The organism is Stenotrophomonas sp. RS-48 (genome assembly GCF_030053245.1).
GTDB lineage: Bacteria > Pseudomonadota > Gammaproteobacteria > Xanthomonadales > Xanthomonadaceae > Stenotrophomonas > Stenotrophomonas maltophilia_P.
In genome coordinates, this window is sequence record NZ_JASGBV010000067.1 from 20,623 (window position 1) to 32,212 (window position 11,590).

The 11,590-nt window shown below is 67.7% G+C and carries 12 protein-coding genes; 9 read left to right on the forward strand and 3 right to left on the reverse strand.

The genetic code is table 11. The features are described from left to right. Positions 1 to 45 precede the first annotated feature (45 nt). The 4 genes from QMZ25_RS13000 (at position 46) to QMZ25_RS13015 (ending at position 4,116) form a co-directional block, all read left to right on the forward strand. The gene (locus tag QMZ25_RS13000; protein ID WP_053516042.1) at positions 46 to 1,248 is read left to right on the forward strand and encodes a fatty acid desaturase; all 1,203 of its coding nucleotides are present in this window, start codon (positions 46 to 48) and stop codon (positions 1,246 to 1,248) included. Further along, positions 1,245 to 1,574, forward strand: a complete 330-nt coding sequence (locus QMZ25_RS13005) for an EF-hand domain-containing protein (RefSeq protein ID WP_065182118.1) — start codon at positions 1,245 to 1,247, stop codon at positions 1,572 to 1,574. Before QMZ25_RS13000 ends, QMZ25_RS13005 begins: the two co-directional genes overlap by 4 nt. A 19-nt stretch (positions 1,575 to 1,593) precedes the next feature. Then, entirely contained in the window at positions 1,594 to 2,406 is an 813-nt protein-coding gene (gene mutM, locus QMZ25_RS13010) for a bifunctional DNA-formamidopyrimidine glycosylase/DNA-(apurinic or apyrimidinic site) lyase (protein ID WP_283219740.1), read from the forward strand. 105 nt (positions 2,407 to 2,511) lie between these two features. Continuing rightward, positions 2,512 to 4,116 (forward strand): glucan biosynthesis protein D, encoded by a 1,605-nt coding sequence (locus QMZ25_RS13015; protein ID WP_053516049.1) that lies wholly within the window; start codon positions 2,512 to 2,514, stop codon positions 4,114 to 4,116. 37 nt (positions 4,117 to 4,153) lie between these two features. On the opposite strand, the gene QMZ25_RS13020 is transcribed toward QMZ25_RS13015, so the two are convergent. Both QMZ25_RS13020 and QMZ25_RS13025 read right to left on the reverse strand, forming a co-directional pair. Further along, positions 4,154 to 4,864, reverse strand: a complete 711-nt coding sequence (locus QMZ25_RS13020) for a sel1 repeat family protein (RefSeq protein WP_180876190.1) — start codon at positions 4,862 to 4,864, stop codon at positions 4,154 to 4,156. Positions 4,865 to 4,967: 103 nt separating this feature from the next. Further along, the gene (locus QMZ25_RS13025) at positions 4,968 to 5,588 is read right to left on the reverse strand and encodes a thymidine kinase (RefSeq protein ID WP_053516051.1); all 621 of its coding nucleotides are present in this window, start codon (positions 5,586 to 5,588) and stop codon (positions 4,968 to 4,970) included. A 102-nt stretch (positions 5,589 to 5,690) separates the two neighbouring features. Here QMZ25_RS13025 and QMZ25_RS13030 point away from each other — a divergent pair, with 102 nt between their 5' ends. After that, positions 5,691 to 7,667: a UvrD-helicase domain-containing protein gene (locus tag QMZ25_RS13030; protein WP_283219741.1), complete on the forward strand. Its 1,977-nt coding sequence runs from the start codon at positions 5,691 to 5,693 to the stop codon at positions 7,665 to 7,667. An 86-nt stretch (positions 7,668 to 7,753) separates the two neighbouring features. Then, on the forward strand, positions 7,754 to 8,281 hold the full coding sequence (locus QMZ25_RS13035) for a GNAT family N-acetyltransferase (protein WP_283219742.1): 528 nt from the start codon (positions 7,754 to 7,756) through the stop codon (positions 8,279 to 8,281). Positions 8,282 to 8,329: 48 nt separating this feature from the next. On the opposite strand, the gene QMZ25_RS13040 is transcribed toward QMZ25_RS13035, so the two are convergent. After that, positions 8,330 to 8,980: a YceH family protein gene (locus QMZ25_RS13040; RefSeq protein ID WP_111187079.1), complete on the reverse strand. Its 651-nt coding sequence runs from the start codon at positions 8,978 to 8,980 to the stop codon at positions 8,330 to 8,332. Between the two features lie 90 nt (positions 8,981 to 9,070). Between QMZ25_RS13040 and QMZ25_RS13045 the strand changes: the two genes are divergently transcribed. From QMZ25_RS13045 to QMZ25_RS13055, 3 genes are all read left to right on the forward strand, one after another. Beyond that, positions 9,071 to 9,997, forward strand: a complete 927-nt coding sequence (locus tag QMZ25_RS13045; RefSeq protein ID WP_204313625.1) for a 5'-nucleotidase, lipoprotein e(P4) family — start codon at positions 9,071 to 9,073, stop codon at positions 9,995 to 9,997. Beyond that, positions 9,994 to 10,719, forward strand: coding sequence for an orotidine-5'-phosphate decarboxylase (gene pyrF / locus QMZ25_RS13050; protein ID WP_180876196.1), 726 nt, complete (start codon positions 9,994 to 9,996; stop codon positions 10,717 to 10,719). The genes QMZ25_RS13045 and pyrF overlap by 4 nt, the downstream gene beginning before the upstream one ends. A 219-nt stretch (positions 10,720 to 10,938) precedes the next feature. Beyond that, positions 10,939 to 11,590, forward strand: a 652-nt coding sequence (locus tag QMZ25_RS13055; RefSeq protein WP_283219743.1) for a serine protease, incomplete at its 3' end; no start/stop codon positions are given.

An 11,590-nucleotide genomic window follows, 5' to 3' on the forward strand; every position in this document is an offset into this window, starting at 1 on the left:
AGCGGCCATGATGTCTGCCATCCCCGTGCGATCCGGAGAGCCTCCATGTCCGATGCCCTGATATCCCTGTTGACCGGTGGCGTGCTCGGCCTGGGAGGGTGGGCCATGCTGGCGGTGCTGCTGGTCTTCACCCAGATCACCATCTTCTCGGTGACGCTCTACCTGCATCGCAGCCAGGCCCATCGCGGCGTCGATTTCCATCCGGCACTGGCCCACGTGTTCCGCTTCTGGCTGTGGCTGACCACCTCGATGATCACCCGCGAGTGGGTGGCCATCCATCGCAAGCACCACGCCAAGGTGGAGACCGAGGACGACCCGCACAGCCCGGTCACGCGCGGCATCGGCACGGTGTTCTGGCGGGGAGTGGAGCTGTATCGGGAAGCACGCGGCATGCGCGCGGATATCGAGCAGTACGGACGCGGCACGCCCGACGATGCCATCGAGCGCCACCTGTATACCCCGCATGCGACCCTCGGCCCGGTGCTGCTGCTGGCCATCAACAGCGTACTGTTCGGCCTGCCGGGCGTAGCACTGTGGGCGATCCAGATGGCGTGGATTCCGTTCTGGGCGGCCGGCGTGGTCAATGGCCTGGGGCACTGGTGGGGTTACCGCAACTACGAATCGGCCGACACCTCCACCAACCTGACACCGTGGGGCGTCTGGATCGGTGGCGAGGAACTGCACAACAACCACCATGCCTTCCCCAGTTCGGCACGCTTTGCCATGCGGCGCTGGGAAGTCGACATCGGCTGGTGCGCGATCCGCCTGCTGCAGGCCCTGCGCCTGGCCAGGGTGCTGCGCGTCGCACCGGCGATGGATGTGCGCCCGAACATCGCCGTGCCCGACGCCGAGACCCTGAAGGCACTGCTGTCGCATCGCTTCCAGGCGATGACCGATTACCAGCGCAACGTCTTCATGCCGGCCCTGCGCGAGGAAGCCGCCCAGGCGGGCGCCAAGCTGCGCCGGCTGCTGCCGCGGCGGCTGCGCCGCGGCCTGGTCAACGATGGGCGCTGGCTGAAGCCGGACAACCGTGCCCAGCTCAGCGAATGGGTGGCGCAACGCCCGCGCATCCGTGTGCTGGTCGAATACCGCGCGCGGCTGGCTGCGCTGCTGGAGGCGCGGGGGCACGATGCCGCCGAGCGCCTGCGACACCTGCAGGCGTGGTGCCGCGAGGCCGAGGGGAGCGGAATCGCCGCGCTGCAGGCCTATGCCGAACGGCTGAAGGGCTACACGCTGGTGGGCGCATGAGGGCAGGGGCGCTGCTGCTGGCCGCGCTGCTGCCGGCCGCCGCCCCGGCCCAGGTCAGTGACACCCGCAGCTACCTGCAGAAGATGGACAGCGACGGCGACGGCCGGGTCAGCGAGACCGAGTACGTGCAGTGGATGCTGTATGCCTTCGACCGCATGGACCGCAATGGCGATGGCGTGCTGACTGCCGATGAACTGCCCGGTGGCAAGGGCAGGGCGATCACCCGCGAGCAGCAGCGGCAGGTCATCGTGCAGCGCTTCCACAAGCAGGATGCCAACGGTGACGGGTTTCTCGACGCCCGTGAGCTGTCCGCGCCCCCGCGTTGAGCGGGCGTAGAATCGGGGCATGCCTGAACTGCCCGAAGTCGAAACCACCCGCCGCGGCCTGGCCCCGCATCTGCAGGACCGCCGCGTCCACGGCGTGATCCTGCGCCGCGCCGACCTGCGCTGGCCGATTCCGCCGGAGATTGCGCAGCTGCTGCCGGGACAGCGCATCGAAGGCATCCGTCGGCGCGCGAAGTACCTGCTGCTGGACACGGCCATCGGCAGCGCCGTACTGCATCTGGGCATGTCCGGCAGCCTGCGTGTACTGCCCGGAGATACCCCACTGCGGCCACATGACCACGTGGATATCAGCCTGGACAACGGGCGCCTGCTGCGCTTCAACGATCCGCGCCGCTTCGGCAGCCTGCTCTGGCAACCGGCCGGGCAGGTCCATCCGCTGCTGCAGGGGCTGGGGCCTGAACCGCTGGACGAGGCCTTCCATGGCGATTACCTGTTCGCCCGCAGCCGCGGCCGCAGCGCCCCGGTCAAGACCTTCCTCATGGACCAGGCGGTGGTCGTGGGCGTCGGTAACATCTACGCCGCCGAGAGCCTGTTCAAGGCCGGCATCAGCCCGCTGCGCGAGGCCGGCAAGGTCTCACGCGAGCGCTACCAGCGGCTGGCCACCGCGGTGAAGGAAACGCTGGGCTACGCGATCACCCGCGGTGGCACCACACTGCGTGATTTCATCAGCCCCAATGGCGCACCGGGCTACTTCGAGCAGGAACTGCTGGTCTATGGCCGCGACGGGCTGCCCTGCCCGACCTGCGGACGCCCGCTCAAGCACGCCATGATCGGCCAGCGTGCCAGCGTGTGGTGCAGCCACTGCCAGCGCTGAGGCGGTCCAGCCAGCGGCAGCTGAATGGGAGGTTGCGCTCTCCGCTGCCCGTTAACGTTTGTCTGCCTATGATGGCCGACCCTTCCCTGTGCCTGACGCGCCTGCATGCAACGACGCGACTTCATCCGCAACGCCTCCCTGGCCCTGGCAGCCTTCGGCCTGCCGTCCCTGCCCGCCTGCGCCGCCAGCAGGAACGGCCAGGTCGGCCTGCGCCGCCTCGGCCAGCCGCAGCCGTTCAGCTTCGCCACCCTGAAGGGGCAGGCACGCGCACTGGCACAGGCCCCCTACCAGAGCCACAAGCGGGTGCTGCCGGGCCGGCTTGAAGCGCTGGACTGGGACCAGTACCAGTCCATCAGCTATCGCCAGGACCACGCGCTGTGGGCCGACCAGCCGGGCAAGTTCCAGGCCAAGTTCTTCCACCTGGGCCTGTACTTCCATTCGCCGGTGCGCATGTTCGACGTGGTCGACGGCCAGGCGCAGGAACTGGCGTATGACGGTGCAGCGTTCAACTACGGCAAGAGCGGGATCCGCAACGGCGAACTGCCGGCGGACCTGGGCTTCGCCGGCTTCCGCCTGAACACCCGCAAGGATACCGACCGCGATTTCGCGGCGTTCCTTGGCGCCAGCTATTTCCGCGCGGTCGGCAAGGAAGGCCAGTACGGGCAGTCCGCGCGCGGCCTGGCGATCGATACCGGCATGGGCAGGCCGGAGGAGTTTCCCGACTTCATCGCCTATTACCTCGAACAGCCTGCCGCCGATTCGGACACCATCATCGTCTATGCGTTGCTGGACTCGCCCAGCGTAGCCGGCGCCTACCGCTTCGCCATCACCAACGGCGATGTGCTGCTGATGGACATCGACAGTGCGCTCTACCCACGCAAGGCGATCGAGCGCCTGGGCATCGCGCCGTGCACCAGCATGTACCAGGTGGGCGAGAACGACCGCCGCATGGACTGGGACTGGCGCCCGGAGATCCACGACACCGATGGCCTGTCGATGTGGACCGGGGCCGGTGAGTGGATCTGGCGGCCGCTGTGCAATCCGCGCAACCTGCGCTTCAACATGTTCGTCGACCGCAATCCGCGTGGCTTCGGCCTTCTGCAGCGCGACCGCAACTTCGATCACTACCAGGACGACGGCGTCTTCTATGAGAAGCGCCCCTGCCTGTGGATCGAGCCGAAGGGCGAATGGGGCGAGGGCTCGGTGCAGCTGGTGGAGATCCCCACGGTCGATGAGACCTTCGACAACATCGTCGCCTTCTGGAATCCGAAGGAGAAGCCGCAGCCGGGACAGGAGCTGCTGGTCGGCTACCGCCTGTACTGGGGCGCCGAGCCGCCGGCACGGCCACCGCTGGCGCATTGCGTGGCCAGCCGCACGGGGCTTGGTGGTGTGGTCGGCAAGAAACGCGAGTACTTCTCGTGGCGCTTCGCCGTGGACTTCGAAGGCGGCGAACTGGCAAAGCTGATCGACAAGGCCGAGGTCGAGGCAGTGGTGGAAACCAGCCGGGGCCGTGTCGAGATCGTATCGGCGCGTCCGCTGCGCGAGATCGACGGTTACCGCGCGATGTTCGACCTGGTGCCGCCGGAGGGCAGCACCGAACAGATCGACATCCGCCTGTACCTGCGCAGCGGTGGCAAGCCGCTGACCGAAACCTGGCTGTACCAGTACACCCCGCCGCCGGCCGGTGCACCGGAGCGGACGCTGTACTGAAGCAGACGGGTGCCGGCCAAGTGCCGGCACCGATAACTCACGGCTTGGCGTCGGTGGCGTGCGACTGCGTCGGCACGCCCACTTCCACCGTGCCACGGCGGATCTTCATCCAGGTTTCGTCCTGCCAGCGTTCGTACTGCTTGGGATCCCAGTACTTCGGATCGTACATGCGATCAGCCTTGATCGTGCGGGAAATGCCGCCGTCCATGTATACGATGTCCACATTGTTGGACATCGAGCCGACACGGCTGCCGGTCATCTCGCGCCGTCCCTTCCTCAGCACTTCCGCCATGCGCGGGCGGGCAACTTCGTCGCCATACTCGGCCCGCAGCGCGTTGGCCTGCGCACGCGCGGCCTCATGCTGCTCCAGTGGCAGCGCGGCCCAGTACTCGTTGCGCAGGTCCACGAACAGGGGGTAGCCGCGCTCGGCCGCCACATCCATCCAGGCAAATGCCATGAGCGGATCGCGCGGCTGGTTCACTCCATACCAGTACAGTTCGCCCAGGTATCCCTGCGCAGGCTTGTCCGCGTAGCGTGCGGCCAGCCGGAAATTATCCATCGCGCCTTTGACATCATTGCGGTGCAGGGCGTTTACGCCCCACTGCCGGTACATCATGTCCGGATGGTTGTCCATGAAGCCTGCGCCCAGCAACGTGGGATCCTGCTCCACCGGAGGACGATCGGCGGCGAAGGCCGGCGGCCCCAGCGGCAGCAGAAGCAGCGGCAACAGCAGAAGCGTGGAACGCATGGCGGACTTCCTGTTCGGCAGCAGACGTGGCCGCAGCCTAGGACCACTGGCCTGCAGCTGTAAACTGCCGGAGGTCACGCGTGCAGCGGCATGAGCCGGCGGATCACAGCGGCAGGGGCGCCTGCATCGGCTCGATGCGGCCTTCACCGCGGGTGATCTTCTTGAACTCGGCCCGGCTCACCGACACATAGCGGTCGTTGCCGCCGATCTCCACCTGCGGGCCGTCCTGCACGGCATGCCCATGCTCATCCACGCGGACGGTCATGATCGCCTTCTTGCCGCTGTGGCAGATGGTCTTGATCTCCTGCATCTCGTCGGCCCATGCCAGCAGGTACTGGCTGCCTTCGAACAGTTCACCGCGGAAATCGGTGCGCAACCCGTAGCACAGCACCGGGATGCGCAGCTGGTCGACCACTTCGCTGAGCTGCCAGACCTGCGCGCGGGTCAGGAACTGTGCTTCGTCCACCAGCAGGCAGCCCATCGGTCCGTTCGATGCCAGGTCCTGTTCGGCCCAGCGCTGCAGGTCGGTGTCGCGGTCGAACGCCATGCCTTCGGCGCGCAGCCCGATGCGCGAGGCCACCACGCCTGCGCCCGCGCGATCATCCAGGCGCGGGGTCAGGATCGCCACCCGCATGCCGCGCTCGCGGTAATTGTGCGCGCTCTGCAGCAGGGTGGTGGTCTTGCCGGCGTTCATCGCCGAGTAGTAGAAGTAGAGCTTGGCCATCGACGGATTGTACGCCGCAGCCCCGCTTGGCCGAAGCTGTTCAGCAACCCCACCGGCTGTCCGGCTGTGGTCCTCACCCGGCCCCGCTACAATCCCCCTCCCATGCACGGTCTCAATCCTCCCCAAGCCGCCGCCGTCCTGCACATCGAAGGCCCGTTGCTGGTGCTGGCCGGTGCCGGCAGCGGCAAGACGCGCGTGATCGTGGAGAAGATCGCCCACCTGATCGGCTGCGGCCGCTACCCGGCCCGCCGCATCGCCGCGATCACCTTCACCAACAAGTCGGCCAAAGAGATGCGCGAACGTGTGGCCAAGCGTCTGCGCGAGCAGGACGCCGACGAGGTGACCATCTGCACCTTCCACGCCCTGGGCCTGAAGTTCCTGCAGATCGAGCATGCGGCGGTGGGCCTGAAGCGCGGCTTCTCGATCTTCGATGCCGACGACGCCGCCGCGCAGATCAAGGACCTGATGCATGGCGCCAAGCCCGACGATATCGAGGACATGAAGAACCTGGTGTCGCGGGCGAAGAATGCCGGTCTCTCGCCCGAGCAGGCGATGGCTGCCGCGCGCAGCAACCGCGAGAAGGAAGCAGCCAGCGTCTACGAGCGCTACCAGCTGCGCCTGACCGCTTTCAACGCGGTCGACTTCGACGACCTGATCCGCCTGCCGGTGCAGATCCTGGAGGAGAACCCGGAGATCGCCCTGGCCTGGCGCGAACGCATCGGCTACCTGCTGGTGGACGAATGCCAGGACACCAACGACGCGCAGTACCGCCTGCTCAAGCAGCTGGCCGGGGACAAGGGCAACTTCACCTGCGTGGGTGACGATGACCAGTCCATCTACGCCTGGCGTGGCGCCAACCCCGAGAACCTGCAGCAGATGGGGCGCGACTACCCCGCGCTGGAAATCATCAAGCTGGAGCAGAACTACCGCTGCTCCAACCGCGTGCTGCGCGCGGCCAATGCGTTGATCGCCAACAACCCGCACGAGCACCTGAAGAAGCTGTGGAGCGATCAGGCCGACGGTGAGCGCATCCGCGTATGGGAATGCCGCAACAGCGAGCACGAGGCAGAGAAGGTGGCCGCCGAGATCGCCTTCGTGGCGCAGTCGCGCAACGTGCCGTGGAGTGACTTCTGCATCCTGTTCCGCGGCAACTTCCAGTCGCGGCCGCTGGAGAAAGCGATGCAGCTGCTGCGTATTCCCTATCACCTGACCGGCGGCACCATGTTCCTGGAGCGCCAGGAAGTGAAGGACACGCTGGCCTGGCTGCGGCTGCTGGTGAACCCGGACGACGACACCGCATTCATGCGTGCCGTGCAGGCGCCCAAGCGTGACGTGGGTGCCGGAACGCTGGCCAAGCTGGCCGAACTGGCATCGGAAAAAGACATGCCGATGGCCCAGGCGGCCGAGGCGATCGGCGCGCTGTCACAGCTGCCGCCGCGCGCTGCCAACAGCCTGGCGCGTTTCACCGACATCCTGCGCGACCTGCGCGCACAGATGCGGCAGGTCAGCTCCGGTGACATGATCCGCAAGGTCGCCAAGGAATCGGGCCTGCTCAGCGAGCTGCGCCAGCAGGCCAAGGAAGAGGCCAGCTACCAGCGCCGCGCCAACAACATCGAGGAACTTGCGCAGTGGTTTGAAGGCGGTCCGCGCGGTGCCACCGCCGCCGATCTGGCCGGCCAGCTGGCACTGTTGTCGCGCAGCGACAAGGATGAGGGCGGCAACCAGGTGCGGATGATGACCCTGCATGCCTCCAAGGGCCTGGAGTTCCCGTATGTCTTCATCGTCGGCTGCGAGGACGGCGTGCTGCCGCACCAGGTCAGCCTCGACGAAGGCAACCTGCAGGAGGAGCGGCGGCTGCTGTACGTGGGTATCACCCGCGCCAAGATCCAGCTGTGGATGAGCTACAGCAAGCTCACCCGCAAGTTCGGCGAGCATGTGCGGCTCAAGCCCAGCCGCTTCTTCGACGAGATCCCGGCCGAGGAGATCCAGCGCGACGGCGCCGATCCGGTGGCCGATGCCGCGCGCAAGAAGGAGCGGGCAACGGCGGGACTGGCGGCGATCGAGGCCCTGTTCGACTGACCGGGGTCGGATCCCTTCCCGCAGGGAAGGGCTCTGACCCCAGCACATCGCCCTACAATCGGGCCTCTCCACCCACAGGTCTGCGCATGCATCCCATCGAAAGCGAACGCCTGCGGCTCCGCCGCATCGAGCCTGATCGTGATGCGGCGCCGATGCTGGCGCTGCTCAACGATCCTGGTTTCGTGCGCTTCATTGGTGACCGCAACGTGCACAGCGAAGCGCAGGCCCGCGAGTACATCGCCCTGCGCGTGCTGCACAGCTATGCGTTGAACGGGTTCGGCATGTATGCCATCGAGCGTCTGTCCGATGGCGCCTGGCTGGGCAATGCCGGGCTGGTCCGGCGCGACGGCCTGCCGGGACCGGACATCGGCTATGCACTGTTGTCGGAGTACACGGGGCACGGCTACGCAGGGGAAGCAGCGCGGGCGGTCTTCACCCACGCGCGCGGCGCCCTTGGCCTGCAGGACCTCTATGGCATCACCGACCTGGACAACGTCGTGTCCGGGAAAATCCTGCTGGGCCTGGGCATGTGCGAACAGGGGGTCGTCCAGCTGCCGGGCATCGCCACGCCCAGCCGTCTGTATGCCACGCCGGGAGCGGCGCCGGTCGGCTAGTCCGCCTGTACCGCATCGACAGCGTTGGGCCAGGCCCGGCGGGCCGCCTCAGCCGCGCAGGTCCGCCAGCTGCGCCTGCAGTTCGGCCACTGCCGCTTCCAGCTGGGCCACCCGTTCAGCCAGGCCCGGGTCGGCCGGCTCGCTGCCACCGGCACCGCCTGCGTACCGTGCCGCCAGTGCCGCCGCGTCCACCTCGCCGCACAGCAGGTGCATATAGCGGTCCTCGCGCTGGCCGCTGGCGCGCGGCAGCACGATGAGCAGCTCACGCTGCTGCAGGCGCTCGATGGCGTGGCGGGCTTCGTCGGTGTCGGCGAAGCGGTACAGGCGCTCGCTGCGCGTGACCAGCTCGCCCAGTGTCTGCGGCCCGCGCAGCAGCAGCATCGCCAGCAGCACGGTCTGCTGCCGGGTCAGGTCCAGCGCGGCCTGCAGGCGATGCTCGTAGCGGTCTGCACGCGAGGAGAAGTGCTGGCGCGCCAGGCCCATCGACTCCAGCTGGCGCAGCGCGTGCTGGACACTGCCGGCGTCGACGTTCATCACCGGCTCGCGCGCGGTCTTCTGGTTGGCGGCCGACTGGGCGGCGTTGACCGTCAGCGGGTAGGTGTCCGGCGTGGTCGCCTCCTTCTCCACCAGGCAGCCCAGCAGGCGGGCCTGCACGGGATCGAGCAGGGGACGGTCGGGGGTCTGGATGGCATCGGTCATGGCGGCCTCCGGGAAGGCATCGGGTCAACCGCCAAGCATAGCCGTCCCGATGGCGCCTTTGCCGGTAAAATGAGCCGATATCTGTTGCCGGTGAATGCCATGCGTCGTCCTGTTTCCCTGTCCCTCACCCTGCTCGCCACGGCGCTGCTGGGTCTGTCCGCCTGCAAGCGCGTCGAGACCCCGGCCACCGACGCGGCCGCTCCGGTGGCCCCGGCTGCCAAGACCGGGGCGGCCGGCGAAGCGACCGCCAACGACAACCTCAACGCGGTGCTGTGGATGCAGCGCGCGCAGGAGTACCGCGCGATCACCGAGCAGACCTACCGTGCCGCCGCCGACCGCCTGGACGGCGCGCTGAAGGAAGCCCACTGGGACGCGCTGGTGCCGGAAGAGCGCGGCAACGAGGCCAAGGGCCTGAAGCCCGCGGTGGTGCTGGACGTGGACGAAACCGTGCTGGACAACTCGCCCTACCAGGCGCGCCTGGTGCGCGATGGCAAGGAATACGACGAGCTGAGCTGGGACCAGTGGGTCGCGGAGAAGAAGGCCAAGGCGATTCCCGGCGTAGTCGATTTCGCCAAGGCGGCCAATGCCCGCGGCGTGACCCTTCTGTACATCTCCAACCGCGCCGTGCACCTGAAGGAAGCGACCCTGGCCAACCTGCGCGAGCAGGGCCTGCCGGTCGCCGATGACAGCGTGTTCCTGGGCCTGGGCACCGTGGTCGAAGGCTGCGAGCAGGCCGGCAGCGAGAAGAACTGCCGCCGGCGCCTGGCCGGGCAGAAGTACCGCGTGCTGATGCAGTTCGGCGACCAGCTGGGCGACTTCGTGGAAGTGACCGCCAACACCAATGAAGGGCGTGACGCACTGCTGCAGCAGTACCACGACTGGTTCGGCGAGCGCTGGTGGATGCTGCCGAACCCGACCTACGGCGGCTTCGAGCCGGCGCAGTTCAACAATGACTACAGCCAGTCGCGCCAGGCACGCCATGATGCCAAGCGCGCTGCCCTGGACTACGCGCCGTGAGCCGCGCACCGCTGCCGCTGCGCGACGATGAGCGCCTGATCTTCGCGCTGGATGTCCCTGACCGCGTACAGGCACTGGAGTGGGTCGACCGCCTCGGCGAGAGCGTGGCTTTCTACAAGATCGGCATGGAACTGCTGGCGTCCGGTGACTACTTCCAGGTGCTGGATGAGCTGGCGCGCCGCGACAAGCGCGTGTTCGTCGATCTGAAGTTCTTCGACATCCCCGCTACCGCGGCGGCGGTGATCCGGCGGCTGTCGCAGTGGCCGGTCAGTTACGCCACCATCCACGGCTGGCATCCGGCAATGATGGAAGCCTGCGCCGCGGCCAGCACCGGCGACATGCGCCTGCTGGCGGTCACCGTGCTGACCTCGATGGGGCGTCCGGACCTGGCGCAGATGGGGATCGACCGCGAGCCGGTGGACGTGGTGGTCGAGCGCGCGCTGGCCGCGCAGGCCGCCGGTATCGACGGAGTGATCGCATCAGGCCAGGAAGCCGCGCCGATCCGTGCCGCGAGCGGTGCCGGCTTCTCGATCGTCTGCCCGGGCATCCGCCCCGGGGGTCCGGTCGGCGACGACCAGAAGCGTACCGTCGGCGTCGCCCAGGCGTTTGCCGATGGCGCCGACGCCATCGTGGTCGGTCGACCGATCCGCCTGGCGGCCGATCCGCAGGCAGCGGCGCGGTCGATCCAGCAGGAAATCGCGTCGGCTTTGGCTGCACGCTGAGTCCCGCACCAACAGCGATCACGGTGACATCATGAACGCCATCGCGCTGCATGCGGGATGGCGTTCGCAATTGTGGCTCCCGTAATGACGCGACCGTCCCCACACCGATGAACTGTGAGCCCGCTCGCAGTGCGCGGGGGTGGTCGCCCTTCCAATCGATGCACCGGCGTGGACCGCGGCTTCGCCGGTTCCAATCATCGATAGAGGGAGTACAAGGATATGTATCGCAGCACCTCTTTGCTGTTCGGTGGCCTGCTGGCCGCTGCCATCTTTCCTGCCACCGCAGCAGCGCCGGCGACCGGGTCGCCCCACATCATCGGCGGCGCCCCGGCCGTGCCCGGCGAGTATCCGTTCATGGTCAGCCTGCAGGGCCTGGAGCTGGGAGACAGTGACTTCGACCGCCACGTCTGCGGCGGCACGGTGATCTCGCCGTCCTGGATCCTGACCGCCGCGCACTGCGTACAGGGCAACTCGCCCGCGCGGCTGGCGGTGCTGGCCGGCAGCACCACGCTGGCCACCGCGCCATCGCCTCGAGCGTCCAACATCAGGGCGATCCACGTGCACCCGGCCTTCAACAGCGGCAACACCCTGGAGCACGACGTGGCCCTGATCCACCTCAGCGCGCCGCTGGCCGACGTGCAGCCGGTTGCCCTGCGCCTGCGTCCGGACGCCAGCTATCTCAAGCCGGGTCGTGATTTCACCGTGATCGGCTGGGGTGACACCGGCATCGATGACGACGTGATCTACCCGACCGAGCTGCAGGCGGTGCGGACGCCCTTCGTGCCCTTCACGCAATGCCAGCAGGCATACGCCGGCGAGCTGGCCCGCGGCAAGGTGATCTGTGCCGGTCGCGAGGGCATCGACAGCTGCC

Excerpts from the sequence above, each read along its gene's own strand:
- QMZ25_RS13005 (WP_065182118.1), top strand. The coding sequence starts at position 1,245 with ATGAGGGCAGGGGCGCTGCTGCTGGCCGCGCTGCTGCCGGCCGCCGCC.
- QMZ25_RS13030 (WP_283219741.1), top strand. The coding sequence starts at position 5,691 with ATGCACGGTCTCAATCCTCCCCAAGCCGCCGCCGTCCTGCACATCGAA.
- QMZ25_RS13015 (WP_053516049.1), top strand. The coding sequence starts at position 2,512 with ATGCAACGACGCGACTTCATCCGCAACGCCTCCCTGGCCCTGGCAGCC.
- QMZ25_RS13000 (WP_053516042.1), top strand. The coding sequence starts at position 46 with ATGTCCGATGCCCTGATATCCCTGTTGACCGGTGGCGTGCTCGGCCTG.
- mutM (WP_283219740.1), top strand. The coding sequence starts at position 1,594 with ATGCCTGAACTGCCCGAAGTCGAAACCACCCGCCGCGGCCTGGCCCCG.
- QMZ25_RS13020 (WP_180876190.1), bottom strand. The coding sequence starts at position 4,864 with ATGCGTTCCACGCTTCTGCTGTTGCCGCTGCTTCTGCTGCCGCTGGGG.
- QMZ25_RS13025 (WP_053516051.1), bottom strand. The coding sequence starts at position 5,588 with ATGGCCAAGCTCTACTTCTACTACTCGGCGATGAACGCCGGCAAGACC.
- QMZ25_RS13040 (WP_111187079.1), bottom strand. The coding sequence starts at position 8,980 with ATGACCGATGCCATCCAGACCCCCGACCGTCCCCTGCTCGATCCCGTG.
- QMZ25_RS13035 (WP_283219742.1), top strand. The coding sequence starts at position 7,754 with ATGCATCCCATCGAAAGCGAACGCCTGCGGCTCCGCCGCATCGAGCCT.